At 55.3% G+C, this 15,100-nt stretch carries 13 protein-coding genes; 11 read left to right on the forward strand and 2 right to left on the reverse strand.

The genetic code is table 11. The annotated features are described in order from the left end of the window. Positions 1-179: 179 nt before the first annotated feature. Entirely contained in the window at positions 180-1,355 is a 1,176-nt protein-coding gene (ubiF, locus tag IM282_RS17775) for a 3-demethoxyubiquinol 3-hydroxylase (RefSeq protein WP_192970676.1), read from the reverse strand. Positions 1,356-1,490: 135 nt separating this feature from the next. Here ubiF and miaB point away from each other — a divergent pair, with 135 nt between their 5' ends. The 10 genes from miaB to rihA all read left to right on the forward strand — a co-directional run bounded on the left by miaB (position 1,491) and on the right by rihA (position 11,741). Beyond that, positions 1,491-2,915 (forward strand): tRNA (N6-isopentenyl adenosine(37)-C2)-methylthiotransferase MiaB, encoded by a 1,425-nt coding sequence (gene miaB, locus IM282_RS17780; protein WP_003858672.1) that lies wholly within the window; start codon positions 1,491-1,493, stop codon positions 2,913-2,915. A gap of 163 nt (positions 2,916-3,078) precedes the next feature. Further along, the gene (locus tag IM282_RS17785) at positions 3,079-4,125 is read left to right on the forward strand and encodes a PhoH family protein (RefSeq protein WP_022647440.1); all 1,047 of its coding nucleotides are present in this window, start codon (positions 3,079-3,081) and stop codon (positions 4,123-4,125) included. Continuing rightward, a complete protein-coding gene (gene ybeY / locus IM282_RS17790; RefSeq protein WP_069596357.1) occupies positions 4,122-4,589 on the forward strand; it encodes an rRNA maturation RNase YbeY in 468 nt (155 codons plus the stop codon). The genes IM282_RS17785 and ybeY overlap by 4 nt, the downstream gene beginning before the upstream one ends. Before the next feature lie 84 nt (positions 4,590-4,673). Then, the gene (gene corC / locus IM282_RS17795; protein WP_003858679.1) at positions 4,674-5,552 is read left to right on the forward strand and encodes a CNNM family magnesium/cobalt transport protein CorC; all 879 of its coding nucleotides are present in this window, start codon (positions 4,674-4,676) and stop codon (positions 5,550-5,552) included. 5 nt (positions 5,553-5,557) lie between these two features. After that, entirely contained in the window at positions 5,558-7,096 is a 1,539-nt protein-coding gene (lnt, locus tag IM282_RS17800; RefSeq protein WP_192970677.1) for an apolipoprotein N-acyltransferase, read from the forward strand. Between the two features lie 383 nt (positions 7,097-7,479). After that, a complete protein-coding gene (locus tag IM282_RS17805; protein WP_022647438.1) occupies positions 7,480-8,385 on the forward strand; it encodes an amino acid ABC transporter substrate-binding protein in 906 nt (301 codons plus the stop codon). 155 nt (positions 8,386-8,540) lie between these two features. Then, positions 8,541-9,281 carry a glutamate/aspartate ABC transporter permease GltJ gene (gltJ, locus tag IM282_RS17810; RefSeq protein WP_015571133.1) on the forward strand — a complete coding sequence of 247 codons (741 nt, stop codon included), beginning with the start codon at positions 8,541-8,543 and terminating at the stop codon, positions 9,279-9,281. Next, a complete protein-coding gene (gene gltK / locus IM282_RS17815; RefSeq protein WP_022647437.1) occupies positions 9,281-9,955 on the forward strand; it encodes a glutamate/aspartate ABC transporter permease GltK in 675 nt (224 codons plus the stop codon). Before gltJ ends, gltK begins: the two co-directional genes overlap by 1 nt. Beyond that, a complete protein-coding gene (locus tag IM282_RS17820; protein WP_006809622.1) occupies positions 9,955-10,680 on the forward strand; it encodes an amino acid ABC transporter ATP-binding protein in 726 nt (241 codons plus the stop codon). The genes gltK and IM282_RS17820 overlap by 1 nt, the downstream gene beginning before the upstream one ends. 119 nt (positions 10,681-10,799) lie before the next feature. Beyond that, positions 10,800-11,741, forward strand: coding sequence for a pyrimidine-specific ribonucleoside hydrolase RihA (rihA, locus tag IM282_RS17825; protein WP_058677429.1), 942 nt, complete (start codon positions 10,800-10,802; stop codon positions 11,739-11,741). A 67-nt stretch (positions 11,742-11,808) separates the two neighbouring features. Here rihA and IM282_RS17830 read toward each other — a convergent pair whose 3' ends face one another. Further along, entirely contained in the window at positions 11,809-12,291 is a 483-nt protein-coding gene (locus IM282_RS17830; RefSeq protein ID WP_032621827.1) for a zinc ribbon-containing protein, read from the reverse strand. A gap of 214 nt (positions 12,292-12,505) precedes the next feature. Here IM282_RS17830 and leuS point away from each other — a divergent pair, with 214 nt between their 5' ends. Further along, positions 12,506-15,088: a leucine--tRNA ligase gene (leuS, locus tag IM282_RS17835; protein ID WP_192970678.1), complete on the forward strand. Its 2,583-nt coding sequence runs from the start codon at positions 12,506-12,508 to the stop codon at positions 15,086-15,088. Positions 15,089-15,100: the final 12 nt, after the last annotated feature.

The following is a 15,100-nucleotide window of genomic DNA, read 5'->3' on the forward strand; positions in this document are numbered from 1 at the left end:
CCTGGCACGTTCACCGGTCATGTCCTTACAGAGTAGCAAGGAACATAAAGTGAACGGAATGACCACCACCGCCGTATGTTCCCCTCACCCTAACCCTCTCCCCGGAGGGGCGAGGGGATTGCTCAGTGCTCGCATTAATTTGTGGGGAACCCTCAGCCCACGGGGAGAGGGAATAAAGATTAGAGTCCGAGGGCGTATTTCAGTGCCTGACGCTTCAGACCACCGGCACGTTCCGCTGCCATCAATCCAATATTGCGCAGTATCCGCACCGGACCCACGTCATTGCTGAACCCGGCATAGAACAGATCCATCCCCGACTGCATAATGAAGTTATCCGCCATACGGCGCGTCTGGTAGCGCTTCAGTATCTCATGGCTGGCCCAGGCTTCCGCGTGGGCGCGAGCGTTACCCAGCACATCCAGTAACGCATCGACGTCACGGTATCCCAGGTTAACCCCCTGCCCCGCCAGCGGATGAATGGTGTGCGCCGCGTCTCCCACCAGGGCCAGCCCTTCACGGGCATACTGCAACGCATGGCGTCGCATCAGCGGGAATGCGCCAGCAGCAACCGGGGTCACGTTACCCAGACGGCGCGGGAAGTGCTGGCGGATTTCGCGCTGCAACTGATCCATGGACAGCCCCTGCAACTGTCGAATGCGGGCCGGCTTGTCGTACCACACCAGCGAAGCCCAGTTATCAAACAACGGTAAGAATGCATGCGGGCCGTTCGGCGTAAAATGCTGCCAGGTGCTTTCGCCCGGCGCGTTTTCTGACTGCACGGTGATCAGCATGCAGGACTGCTGATACTGCCAGGCATGGATCCCAATGCCTGCCATCTGCCTGACCTGCGAGTTCGCGCCATCCGCCCCCACCACCAGCTTTACGGCCAGCTCATCGTCGTTATCCAGCGTCAGGAGATATCCACCTTCATGACGATGCAGGGCTTTCAGCGAGTCCGGAACGCGCAGCGTCACCTTCGGGTGCACCTCCAGCGCCTGCCAGAGCGCCTGCTGGAGCACGTTGTTTTCCACCATATAGCCCAGACGCGGCAGTTTCAGCTCGGCGGCGTCAAACGAGACGTGAGCATTTTCCCACTCCCAGGTTTCAAGACGGCTGTAGGGGTGCGCGCGCATCGCCAGCACCGCCTCCCAGACGCCCAGCCCGCGAAGCAGATCAACAGAGGACGCGCTGATGGCGGAAATACGCACGTCCGGTTGGCTGGAAGGATCGAATACCGGCGGAGCCGCCTGTTCAATAACGGTTACGTCAAATCCCTGCTGCGCCAGCCCCAGCGCCAGTGCGCCGCCGACCATACCGCCGCCAACAACGGCAACTTCGGTGTTCAGGAGTGTCATGGTCACTATTCCTTATTGGAGAATACCTTAAGTTTACCGGATTTTTGCGGCCCTGAGGTTGACAACCTTCATACTGGTCACAACCGCACCAAAGCATTACAATACGCGGCTTGCAATCCTGAGCTGAGCAAGTCGATGACTAAAAAACTCCATATAAAAACCTGGGGCTGTCAGATGAACGAATACGATTCATCGAAGATGGCCGATCTGCTGGATACCACCCACGGATACCAGCTGACTGAAAATGCGAAAGAAGCCGATGTGCTGCTGCTGAACACCTGTTCAATTCGTGAAAAAGCACAGGAAAAAGTCTTTCATGTGTTAGGCCGCTGGAAGCTTCTCAAACGGAAAAATCCGGACCTGATCATTGGCGTGGGTGGCTGCGTCGCATCGCAGGAAGGTAAGCTGATCCGCCAGAGAGCCCCCTATGTGGATATCGTTTTTGGCCCTCAGACCCTTCACCGCCTGCCAGAGATGATTAATCAGGTTCGCGGCAGCCGTAGCCCGGTGGTTGACGTGAGTTTCCCGGAGATCGAGAAATTTGACCGTCTGCCAGAGCCGCGCGCTGATGGCCCGACCGCCTTCGTCTCCATCATGGAAGGCTGCAACAAATACTGTACTTACTGCGTGGTACCTTACACCCGTGGTGAAGAAGTGAGCCGCCCGGCAGACGATATCCTGTTTGAAATCGCGCAGCTTGCCGCGCAGGGCGTTCGCGAAGTGAACCTGCTGGGCCAGAATGTGAACGCCTGGCGCGGGGAAAACTACGACGGCACCACCGGCAGCTTTGCTGAACTGCTGCGTCTGGTGGCGGCGATTGACGGCATTGACCGCATTCGCTTTACCACCAGCCATCCGATGGAATTTACCGACGACATTATTGACGTCTATCGCGATACGCCAGAGCTGGTGAGCTTCCTGCACCTGCCGATCCAGTGCGGCTCTGACCGCGTGCTGAACCTGATGGGTCGTCCACATACGGTGCTGGAGTATAAGTCCACCATCCGCAAGCTGCGTGAAGCGCGCCCGGATATCCAGATTAGCTCCGACTTTATCGTCGGCTTCCCTGGCGAAACCGCTGATGACTTCGAGCGCACCATGAAGCTCATCGGCGAGGTGAATTTCGACGTCAGCTACAGCTTCATCTTCTCAGCACGCCCGGGCACCCCAGCGGCCGATATGGTTGACGATGTGCCGGAAGAAGAGAAAAAGCAGCGTCTGTATATTTTGCAGGAGCGTATCAACCAGCAGGCCAACGCCTGGAGCCGTCGTATGCTCGGCACTGTCCAGCGTATTCTGGTGGAAGGCACTTCCCGTAAGAGCATCATGGAACTGTCTGGTCGAACCGAAAATAACCGCGTGGTGAATTTTGAAGGCACCCCGGACATGATTGGTAAGTTTGTGGACGTCGAGATTGTCGAAGTGCTCACGAACTCGCTGCGCGGGAAGGTGGTACGCACTGAGGACGAAATGGGTCTGCGTATTGCACAGACTCCGGAATCCGTTATCTCTCGCACCCGTAAAGTCAACGATTCTGGCGTAGGTATTTACCAGCCCTGATCCCTCTGGCCTGCCTGTCCGGCAGGCCTTGTATTTCCTCTCATCACCCCCAATATCTACCGCAACGCTTGCGCCTTTATTCTATGGCGTGAATAATTTCGGTAATGACCGTTTTATTACGCCGTGTGGCCACAGGTCAGTTAACCAAATAAAGAGGAACAGTTTGAACATAGATACGCGTGAAATTAGCCTTGAGCCCGCAGACAACGCTCGCCTGCTGAGCCTGTGCGGGCCGTTTGATGACAACATCAAACAACTGGAGCGACGTCTGGGTATCGAAATCAATCGTCGCGATAACCATTTCAAACTCACCGGACGCCCAATCTGCGTCAACGCCGCGGCAGATATTCTCCGCAGCCTGTATGTTGATACCGCCCCGATGCGCGGTGAGATCCAGGATATTGAACCTGAACAGATCCACCTGGCCATCAAAGAGGCGCGCGTGCTTGAGCAGAGCGCGGAAAGCGTGCCGGACTATGGCAAAGCCATCAACATTAAAACCAAACGCGGCGTGATTAAGCCTCGTACCCCGAACCAGGCACAGTACATCGCCAACATTCTCGACCATGACATCACCTTTGGCGTGGGTCCGGCGGGTACGGGTAAAACCTATCTGGCCGTTGCTGCTGCGGTCGATGCACTTGAGCGTCAGGAGATCCGCCGTATCCTGCTGACCCGCCCTGCTGTAGAAGCCGGTGAGAAACTCGGCTTCCTGCCGGGCGATTTAAGTCAGAAAGTGGACCCCTACCTGCGCCCGCTGTACGACGCGCTGTTCGAAATGCTCGGCTTCGAGAAAGTTGAAAAGCTCATCGAGCGTAACGTGATTGAAGTGGCCCCGCTGGCCTACATGCGTGGGCGTACACTTAACGACGCGTTCATCATTCTGGATGAGAGCCAGAACACCACCATCGAACAAATGAAGATGTTCCTGACGCGTATTGGCTTTAACTCGAAAGCGGTTATTACCGGTGACGTCACCCAGATTGACCTGCCGCGTAACACCAAATCGGGTCTGCGTCACGCCATCGAAGTCCTGGCCGAGGTAGACGAAATCAGCTTCAACTTCTTCCACAGTGAAGACGTGGTACGCCACCCGGTGGTCGCGCGTATCGTTAACGCTTATGAGGCCTGGGAAGAGGCAGATCAGAAGCGCAGGGCCGAACTGGCCGCAGAACGTAAGCGCGAAGCGCAGGAGCATGAACAGAAATGAGTCAGGTGATCCTCGATTTACAGCTGGCCTGTGAAGATAATTCCAGCATGCCAGAAGAGGCACAGTTTCAGAAATGGCTGGATGCCGTTATCCCCCAGTTTCAGGAAGAATCAGAGGTCACGATTCGCCTGGTGGATGAAGCAGAAAGCCATGAGCTCAACCTGACCTATCGCGGGAAAGATAAGCCGACCAATGTGCTCTCTTTCCCGTTCGAAGCCCCTCCGGGCATTGAGATGCCGCTGCTGGGCGATCTGATCATCTGCCGTCAGGTGGTTGAGCAGGAAGCCAAAGAGCAGCAAAAGCCGCTGGAAGCGCACTGGGCACACATGGTGGTGCACGGTAGCCTGCATCTTCTGGGTTACGACCATATTGAAGATGACGAAGCGGAAGAGATGGAATCCCTCGAGACAGAGATAATGCTTGCTCTGGGCTATGAGGATCCGTACATTGCCGAGAAAGAATAGTCAGTCACTGACTACCATGCCGCCGCGCAGGGACATAGCGCGGCGGTTAACGTTGAACTAACAAGAGAACCCTTAACAAACGCCATGAGCGACGACAATTCACACAGTAGCGACACGACAACCACTAAAAAGGGATTTTTCTCCCTCATCCTGAACCAGCTTTTCCACGGCGAACCGAAAAACCGTGATGAACTGCTGGAGCTGATTCGTGATTCCGGGCAGAACGACCTTATCGACGAAGATACGCGCGAAATGCTCGAAGGGGTGATGGACATCGCCGACCAGCGCGTCCGCGACATCATGATCCCCCGCTCGCAGATGATTACCCTGAAACGCAACCAGACGCTGGACGAGTGCCTCGATGTGATTATCGAATCGGCTCACTCACGTTTCCCGGTCATCAGCGAAGACAAAGATCACATCGAAGGGATTTTGATGGCGAAAGATCTGCTGCCGTTTATGCGCAGCGATGCCGAAGCCTTCAGTATGGAAAAAGTGTTACGCCCGGCCGTGGTTGTGCCGGAAAGTAAGCGTGTGGATCGGATGCTGAAGGAGTTTCGCTCCCAGCGCTATCACATGGCGATTGTTATTGATGAATTTGGTGGCGTTTCCGGTCTGGTCACAATCGAAGACATCCTTGAGCTGATCGTGGGCGAAATCGAAGATGAGTATGACGAAGAAGAGGATATCGACTTCCGTCAGCTGAGCCGCCACACCTGGACCGTGCGCGCGCTGGCCTCCATTGAAGACTTCAATGACACCTTTGGCACCAGCTTCAGCGATGAAGAAGTGGACACCATTGGTGGTCTGGTGATGCAGGCCTTCGGCCATCTTCCGGCCCGCGGTGAAACCGTTGACATCGATGGTTACCAGTTCAAGGTCGCAATGGCTGACAGCCGACGTATTATTCAGGTTCATGTCAGAATGCCGGACGACTCACCGGTGCCAAAACTGGAAGATTAATGTAAATGGCATTTGCCCCATTCTTTGAACGCCAGCGCGTCCGTTTGCTGCTGGCGCTGTTACTCGGAGCCAGCGGTACGCTGGCTTTTTCTCCTTACGATATCTGGCCAGCCGCTATTCTCTCCCTGATGGGGCTACAGGGTCTTACCCTGAATCGTCGTCCGGTACAGGCCGCAGCCATAGGCTACTTCTGGGGGCTGGGGCTGTTTGGCTCTGGTATCAACTGGGTCTACGTCAGTATCGCGCAATTTGGCGGAATGCCGGGGCCGGTTAACGTCTTCCTGGTTGTGCTGCTCGCCGCCTATCTTTCGCTCTACACTGGCCTGTTCGCCGGTATTCTATCTCGTCTGTGGCCTAAAACGACCTGGCTGCGCGTCGCGATAGCGGCTCCCGTTGTCTGGCAAATCACCGAATTTCTGCGCGGCTGGGTACTGACCGGCTTCCCGTGGTTGCAGTTCGGCTATAGCCAGGTGGACGGCCCGCTGAAAGGTCTGGCTCCCGTCATGGGCGTAGAGGCGATTAACTTCCTGCTCATGGCGGTCAGCGGCCTGCTGGTGCTGGCTCTGGTGACACGTAACTGGAAGCCGCTGGTTGCCGCGTTAATCCTGTTTGCCCTGCCTTTCCCACTGCGTTATATCCAGTGGTTCACGCTGGAGCCCGCGCGCGCCACGCAGGTATCGTTGATACAGGGCGATATCCCGCAGTCATTGAAATGGGATGAGAATCAGCTGCTGAACACGCTGAAAATCTACGCCAACGCCACCGAAAAGGTGATGGGTAAATCGCAGCTCATCATCTGGCCTGAGTCTGCGATCCCGGATCTGGAGATCAATCAGCAGCCCTTCCTGAAGATGATGGACGATCTGCTGCGCGCGCGCGGCAGTACGCTGATTACCGGAATTGTGGATGCGCGTCTCAATCAGCAGAACCGCTATGACACGTACAACACGATCATTACGCTCGGTAAGGACAGCGAATACAGCTATACCTCCACCAATCGTTACAACAAAAATCACCTTGTACCGTTTGGCGAGTTTGTTCCGCTGGAGTCTATTCTGCGCCCACTGGCACCGTTCTTTGACCTGCCGATGTCCTCATTCAGCCGGGGCCCTTACGTTCAGCCGCAGCTGCATGCGCACGGTTTTGCCCTGACGGCCGCTATTTGCTACGAGATTATTCTCGGCGAGCAGGTGCGCGATAACTTCCGCCCGGACACCGACTATCTGCTGACCATCTCAAACGATGCGTGGTTCGGTAAATCGATCGGCCCGTGGCAGCACTTCCAGATGGCACGAATGCGTTCTCTGGAGCTGGCACGTCCGCTGTTGCGCAGCACCAATAACGGCATCACCGCCGTGATTGGCCCGCAGGGTGAAATCCAGGCCATGATCCCGCAGTTCACCCGTGAGGTGCTGACCACGAAAGTGACGCCAGCTACGGGCCTGACGCCTTATGCGCGCACCGGGAACTGGCCGCTGTGGATCCTGACCACGCTGTTCGGTTTTGCCGCCGTAGTGATGAGCCTGCGTCAGCGTCGTAGATAACCTGGCCTTCTGTTGCCGGGTGGCGGCTACGCCTTACCCGGCCTACTCTCCGGCGTAGCCGCCACCCGACAATTTCCTCCTAAACTTCAATTCTGGCACGCCTGTTGCTTTGTTTAATTACGCAAACGCTGTCTGGCTTAACGTGCAACCTTGTCGCACCAGCATGGATCTCCGGTAGCACCGAAACGGTGCAACGAGAGATTATTGCCTCTGAATGGTGCGGCGCGCTTCGCAAAAATAAACAATAACGCAGCAAAATCTTTACATTAAGCCAGACTAAATGTTAACAAGCTTGCATAACACTGCACTCGCATTGCGCGAGATATAACAACATCACAATGGGTATCAAAGCGTCACTGGCGCTGATAAGAAAGGAGTTGGGTATGCAATTACGTAAACTGGCCACAGCAATGCTGGTTATGGGAATGTCTGCGGGCATCGTTCACGCTGAAGACGCTCCGGCAGCAGGAAGCACTCTCGACAAGATTGCCAAAAACGGCGTGATCGTGGTCGGCCACCGTGAATCTTCTGTCCCGTTCTCTTACTACGACAACACGCAAAAAGTCGTGGGCTATTCACAGGATTACTCCAACGCCATCGTTGAAGCCGTGAAGAAAAAGCTGAACAAACCTGACCTGCAAGTGAAGCTGATCCCCATCACTTCACAGAACCGTATTCCTCTGCTGCAAAACGGCACATTTGATTTTGAATGTGGCTCAACCACCAACAACCTTGAGCGTCAGAAACAGGCCGCTTTCTCGGACACTATCTTCGTTGTAGGCACCCGCCTGCTGACGAAGAAAGGCGGCGATATCAAAGATTTTGCTGACCTGAAAGGCAAAGCGGTTGTCGTGACCTCCGGTACCACGTCCGAAGTGCTGCTGCACAAGCTGAACGACGAGAAGAAAATGGACATGCGCATCATCAGCGCGAAAGATCACGGCGACTCCTTCCGTACCCTGGAAAGCGGTCGTGCCGTTGCGTTTATGATGGATGACGCTCTGCTGGCAGGCGAGCGCGCCAAGGCGAAGAAACCAGACAACTGGGAAATCGTCGGGACTGCGCAGTCGAAAGAAGCTTACGGCTGTATGCTGCGTAAAGGCGATGAAGGCTTCAAAAAGCTGATCGATGACACCATCGCTCAGGCGCAAACCTCTGGCGAAGCGGCAAAATGGTTCGACAAATGGTTCAAGAACCCAATTCCACCAAAAAACCTGAACATGAACTTTGAACTGTCTGACGACATGAAAGCGCTGTTCAAATCACCAAACGACAAAGCTCTTAACTAACTAGAACGACAGGGGCGGGATCTCCTGCCCTCTCGATTGTCGGGAAGCATGGACAGACTATACGTTGAGTGGTCGTTCCCCACTCAGCGCAAAAATTGAGCTTCTCACCAATCTTCGAGGGTAGCGCTGCTACCCTCTTTTTTCTGGAGTTTACTATGTCAATTGACTGGAACTGGGGCATCTTTCTGCAACAAGCCCCGTTCGGCAACACCACCTATCTCGGCTGGCTGTGGAGCGGCTTTCAGGTTACCGTTGCGTTATCGATAACGGCGTGGATTATCGCGTTTCTTGTCGGTTCGCTGTTCGGTATTCTGCGTACCGTCCCTAACCGTTTTCTCTCTTCGATTGGCACGCTCTATGTGGAACTGTTCCGTAACGTTCCGCTGATCGTGCAGTTCTTTACCTGGTATCTGGTGATCCCGGAACTGCTGCCGGAAGATCTCGGCATGTGGTTCAAGGCCGAGCTGGATCCTAACGTACAATTCTTTGTCTCCTCCATGCTGTGTCTGGGACTGTTCACCGCTGCGCGCGTCTGCGAGCAGGTGCGTGCCGCCATACAGTCACTGCCACGCGGACAAAAGAATGCAGCACTGGCGATGGGCCTGACCCTGCCACAAGCTTACCGTTACGTACTGCTGCCTAACGCTTACCGCGTCATCGTTCCGCCGATGACCTCCGAGATGATGAACCTGGTAAAAAACTCGGCCATCGCCTCAACCATTGGTCTGGTAGATATGGCGGCGCAGGCGGGCAAACTGCTGGATTACTCCGCTCACGCATGGGAATCCTTCACGGCAATCACGCTCGCCTATGTTCTGATTAACGCTTTCATCATGCTGGTGATGAACCTGGTTGAACGCAAAGTACGCCTGCCGGGCAATCTGGGGGGCAAATAATGTACGAATTTGACTGGAGTTCCATTGTTCCCTCCATGCCTTATCTGCTGGATGGCCTGGCGATCACCTTAAAGATTACCGTAATCGCCATTATCGTCGGTATTGTCTGGGGCACCCTGCTGGCAGTGATGCGCCTGTCGAGCTTTAAACCGCTCGCCTGGTTTGCTACGGCTTACGTTAACGTGTTCCGCTCCATTCCACTGGTCATGGTGCTGTTGTGGTTTTACCTGATTGTTCCCGGCTTTTTACAGAACGTGCTGGGACTGTCGCCGAAAACCGATATCCGCCTGATCTCTGCCATGGTGGCATTCTCCATGTTTGAAGCCGCCTACTACTCCGAGATCATCCGCGCAGGTATTCAGAGTATCTCGCGCGGGCAGTCCAGCGCTGCGCTGGCGCTCGGTATGACGCACTGGCAGTCCATGAAGCTCATTATTCTGCCGCAGGCGTTTCGCGCCATGGTTCCGCTGCTGCTGACGCAGGGCATCGTCCTGTTCCAGGATACCTCCCTGGTCTACGTGCTGAGCCTGGCAGACTTCTTCCGTACCGCCTCCACCATTGGCGAACGTGACGGAACGCAGGTTGAGATGATCCTCTTCGCAGGCGGGGTCTATTTTGTGATTAGTTTAAGCGCATCGCTGTTGGTCAGCTGGCTGAAGAAAAGGACCGTATAATGATTTCCCTGAAAAATGTTTCTAAATGGTATGGGCACTTTCAGGTGCTGACCGACTGCTCAACAGAAGTGAAAAAAGGCGATGTGGTGGTGGTATGCGGCCCGTCCGGCTCCGGTAAGTCGACGCTTATCAAAACCGTTAATGGGCTGGAACCTGTCCAGCAGGGCGAGATTGTCGTTAACGGCACCAAAGTGAATGACCGCAAAACCAACCTTGCCCAGCTTCGCTCCCACGTTGGGATGGTGTTCCAGCATTTTGAGCTGTTCCCTCACCTCTCCATCATTGAGAACCTGACGCTGGCGCAGGTGAAAGTGCTGAAGCGCGACAAAAAAGCGGCGCGTGAAAAGGGACTGAAGTTGCTGGAACGCGTCGGGCTGTCTGCACATGCGGATAAGTTCCCTGCGCAGCTTTCAGGTGGCCAACAGCAGCGCGTGGCAATCGCGCGTGCGCTGTGCATGGATCCGGTGGCGATGCTGTTTGATGAGCCGACGTCCGCGCTCGATCCTGAGATGATCAACGAAGTGCTGGACGTTATGGTGGAACTGGCGCACGAAGGGATGACCATGATGGTGGTGACGCACGAAATGGGCTTCGCCCGTAAAGTGGCCAACCGTGTGATCTTCATGGATGAAGGGAAAATTGTTGAAGACTCACCGAAAGAAGAGTTCTTCGCAAATCCTAAATCTGAACGTGCAAAAGACTTCCTCGCCAAAATCCTGCATTAATCTTTTTAGTGCGCAATCTGTGGATTGCGCACTGCTTCACGCTTTAGATCTCTTTTTCTATTCGGCGTCACATCGCAGCGTTAACCTTGTCACAAATAATGCTAAGAATGGAGAACGCCATGGCACAGCCTATTATTCTCGACTGCGATCCGGGTCATGATGACGCAATCGCACTCGTCCTTGCTCTTGCCTCCCCTGAACTGGACGTAAAAGCTGTCACCTCCTCTGCAGGGAACCAGACGCCGGATAAAACCCTGCGAAACGTGTTGCGCATGTTAACGCTGCTAAAACGCACCGATATTCCGGTCGCAGGTGGCGCCATTAAGCCGCTAATGCGCGAGCTGATCATTGCGGATAACGTTCACGGTGAAAGTGGGCTGGATGGCCCGGCGCTGCCGGAGCCGGGTTTCGCACCACAAAACTGCACTGCCGTCGAGCTCATGGCGAAAGTTCTGCGTGAAAGCGCAGAGCCCGTGACGCTGGTGGCGACCGGCCCACAGACCAACGTAGCGCTGCTGCTGAACAGCCATCCTGAACTGCACAGCAATATCGCCCGTATCGTCATCATGGGCGGGGCAATGGGGCTGGGGAACTGGACGCCAGCCGCGGAGTTCAACATCTTTGTTGACCCGGAAGCCGCAGAAATCGTCTTCCAGTCGGGCCTGCCGATTGTGATGGCGGGGCTGGACGTTACCCACCGCGCACAAATTATGGCGCAGGACATCGAACGATTTCGTACTGTGGGTAACCCGGTTGCAACAACCGTGGCAGAGCTGCTCGATTTCTTTATGGTGTATCACAAAGCCGAGAAGTGGGGATTCCACGGCGCCCCGCTGCATGACCCATGCACCATCGCCTGGCTACTGAAGCCGGAAATGTTTACCACGGTCGAGCGTTGGGTTGGTGTGGAAACACAGGGGAAATATACCCAGGGAATGACGGTGGTGGACTATTACTCGCTGACGGGAAACAAGCCGAATACCACAGTGATGGTGGATATCGATCGGAAAGCGTTTGTGGATTTGCTGGCGGAGAGGCTGGCTTATTATTCTGCGGCCTGATGCCCTCACCCACAGGGAGAGGGAGCAGACACTAAAAACGGCAACGACGTTGCCGTTTTGCTTTTACCTACGGCTCAAACGGCCGACGCTGGAACTGGTCGTGCCCGCATTTCGGACACAGCGACAGCACCTCCGGCGTATAAACGGCGATATGGTGGTGGCACTTCTCACACACCAGGTTCCCCAGCCCCACCACTTCGCCGCTGTGATAGACACCGTGGTGGTTTAAATCCTGGAATACCTCGCGCCACTCCAGTTGGGTTTTATCGGTAATATCCGCCAGCTCCTGCCACAGGCTCTCTTTAATTACCCGCATAAAAACACTGTCGGCGATTTCGTCCTGGCTCTCTTCATAGCTTCGCGCAAACTCTTCCAGGTCGCGGCGCACGGCGCGCGTCACCTCTTCCACTTCGGTTCGCGATAACTCACCCGTTTGCGTCACGCGTGCGCGTGCCTGTTCGACCAACGCGTCGATATCACGCTCGCCGTTACGCAGCCTTTCCGTCAGAGTCGCTACCAGTTCACGGTAAAATTGAGCAACCTTGTTCATCATTTTGCCTCCCGGGTAAGTAACTGTCTCTAATAATAGACCTTATTTCGTCGCCGCTTTGTCAGGTGAAGCACAGACCCGGTAAATTCCTGCAAAGTGCATTTGCGTGAAAGGCTGTTTTGACGCGGGCGTTTGGGCTATGCTATGCGGATCTGAATTACCACATCCATTGGCTACATTTGTAGCTGTATTGAACACAGGACCACTGGCTGCCATGCAAGAGCAATACCGCCCGGAAGAGATAGAATTAAAAGTCCAGCAACACTGGGACGAGAAGCGCACCTTTGAAGTAACCGAAGACGAGAGCAAAGAGAAGTATTACTGCCTGTCGATGCTTCCCTATCCTTCTGGTCGACTACACATGGGCCACGTGCGTAACTACACCATCGGTGACGTGATTGCACGCTACCAGCGTATGCTGGGCAAAAACGTACTTCAGCCTATCGGCTGGGATGCGTTCGGCCTGCCTGCTGAAGGCGCGGCGGTGAAAAACAACACGGCACCGGCTCCGTGGACGTACGACAACATCGCGTACATGAAAAACCAGCTGAAAATGCTGGGCTTTGGCTATGACTGGAGCCGCGAGCTGGCAACCTGTACCCCGGAATACTACCGCTGGGAGCAGAAGTTCTTCACCGAGCTGTATAAAAAAGGCCTGGTCTACAAGAAAACGTCCGCCGTTAACTGGTGCCCGAACGACCAGACCGTTCTCGCGAACGAGCAGGTTATCGATGGCTGCTGCTGGCGCTGTGACACCAAAGTAGAGCGTAAAGAGATCCCGCAGTGGTTTATCAAAATCACCGCCTACGCTGACGAACTGCTGAACGATCTGGATAATCTGGATCACTGGCCTGACACCGTTAAGACCATGCAGCGCAACTGGATCGGCCGTTCCGAAGGTGTGGAAATTACCTTTAACGTAGAAAACTACGACCAGACGCTGACCGTCTACACCACCCGTCCGGACACCTTCATGGGCGCGACCTACCTGGCCGTGGCCGCAGGTCACCCGCTGGCGCAAAAAGCGGCGGAAAACAATCCGGAGCTGGCGACCTTTATCGACGAATGCCGCAACACGAAAGTGGCCGAAGCCGACATGGCGACGATGGAGAAAAAAGGCGTTGATACCGGCTTCAAAGCGATCCACCCGCTGACGGGCGAAGCGATACCTGTCTGGGCCGCCAACTTCGTACTGATGGAATACGGCACAGGCGCCGTGATGGCCGTGCCGGGTCACGATCAGCGCGACTACGAATTTGCCACCAAATACGGCCTGACCATCAAGCCTGTGATCCTGGCGGCTGACGGCTCTGAACCCGATCTCTCTGAGCAAGCGCTGACTGAAAAAGGCACCCTGTTTAACTCCGGTGAGTTCAGCGGCCTGAGCTTCGAAGAGGGCTTCAACGCCATCGCCGACAAACTGGCCTCCCTGGGCGTGGGCGAGCGTAAAGTCAACTACCGTCTGCGCGACTGGGGCGTTTCCCGTCAGCGTTACTGGGGTGCGCCAATCCCAATGGTGACCCTGGAAGACGGCACCGTGATGCCAACGCCGGAAGATCAACTGCCGGTGATCCTGCCGGAAGACGTGGTCATGGACGGCATCACCAGCCCGATCAAAGCCGATCCTGAGTGGGCAAAAACCACCGTCAACGGTCAGCCAGCGCTGCGTGAAACCGACACCCTTGACACCTTTATGGAATCCTCCTGGTACTATGCGCGCTACACCTGCCCGCAGTACAAAGAAGGCATGCTGGATTCCGATGCTGCAAACTACTGGCTGCCGGTAGACATCTATATCGGTGGCATTGAACACGCCATCATGCACCTGCTCTACTTCCGCTTCTTCCACAAACTGATGCGTGACGCAGGCCTGGTCAACTCCGACGAACCGGCAAAACAGCTGCTGTGTCAGGGTATGGTGCTGGCAGATGCGTTCTACTACGTTGGCGCGAACGGTGAACGTAACTGGGTTTCTCCGGTTGATGCGATTGTGGAGCGCGACGAGAAAGGCCGTATCGTGAAGGCGAAAGACGCCGAAGGTCATGAACTGGTTTATACCGGCATGAGCAAGATGTCCAAGTCTAAAAATAACGGTATCGACCCGCAGGTGATGGTTGAGCGTTACGGCGCTGACACCGTGCGTCTGTTCATGATGTTCGCCTCCCCGGCAGATATGACGCTGGAATGGCAGGAATCCGGCGTTGAAGGGGCAAACCGCTTCCTGAAACGCGTCTGGAAACTGGTTTACGAGCACACCTCACAAGGTGATGCGCCAGCGCTGAACGTGGCTGCACTGAGCGAAGATCAGCAGGCGCTGCGTCGTGATGTTCATAAAACCATTGCGAAAGTCACCGATGATATTGGTCGTCGTCAGACCTTCAATACCGCAATTGCGGCTATTATGGAACTGATGAACAAGCTGGCAAAAGCCCCGCAGGACGGCGAGCAGGATCGCGCGTTAATGCGCGAAGCGCTGCTGGCGGTCGTTCGCATGCTGAACCCGTTCACGCCGCACGTTAGCTTCACCCTGTGGCAGGAGCTGAAAGGCGAAGGCGATATCGATAACGCGCCGTGGCCAGTGGCGGATGAATCCGCTATGGTGGAAAACACCACGCTGGTTGTGGTGCAGGTTAACGGTAAAGTGCGCGGTAAAATTACCGTCGCGGTCGACGCAACCGAAGAACAGGTTCGCGAGCGCGCAGGCCAGGAGCATCTGGTCGCGAAATACCTTGAGGGCGTTACCGTACGTAAAGTGATCTACGTACCCGGTAAACTGCTGAATCTGGTCGTTGGCTAAGCGCGGGAGGAA

The organism is Enterobacter cloacae complex sp. P29RS (assembly GCF_014893445.1).
Lineage (GTDB): Bacteria > Pseudomonadota > Gammaproteobacteria > Enterobacterales > Enterobacteriaceae > Enterobacter > Enterobacter intestinihominis.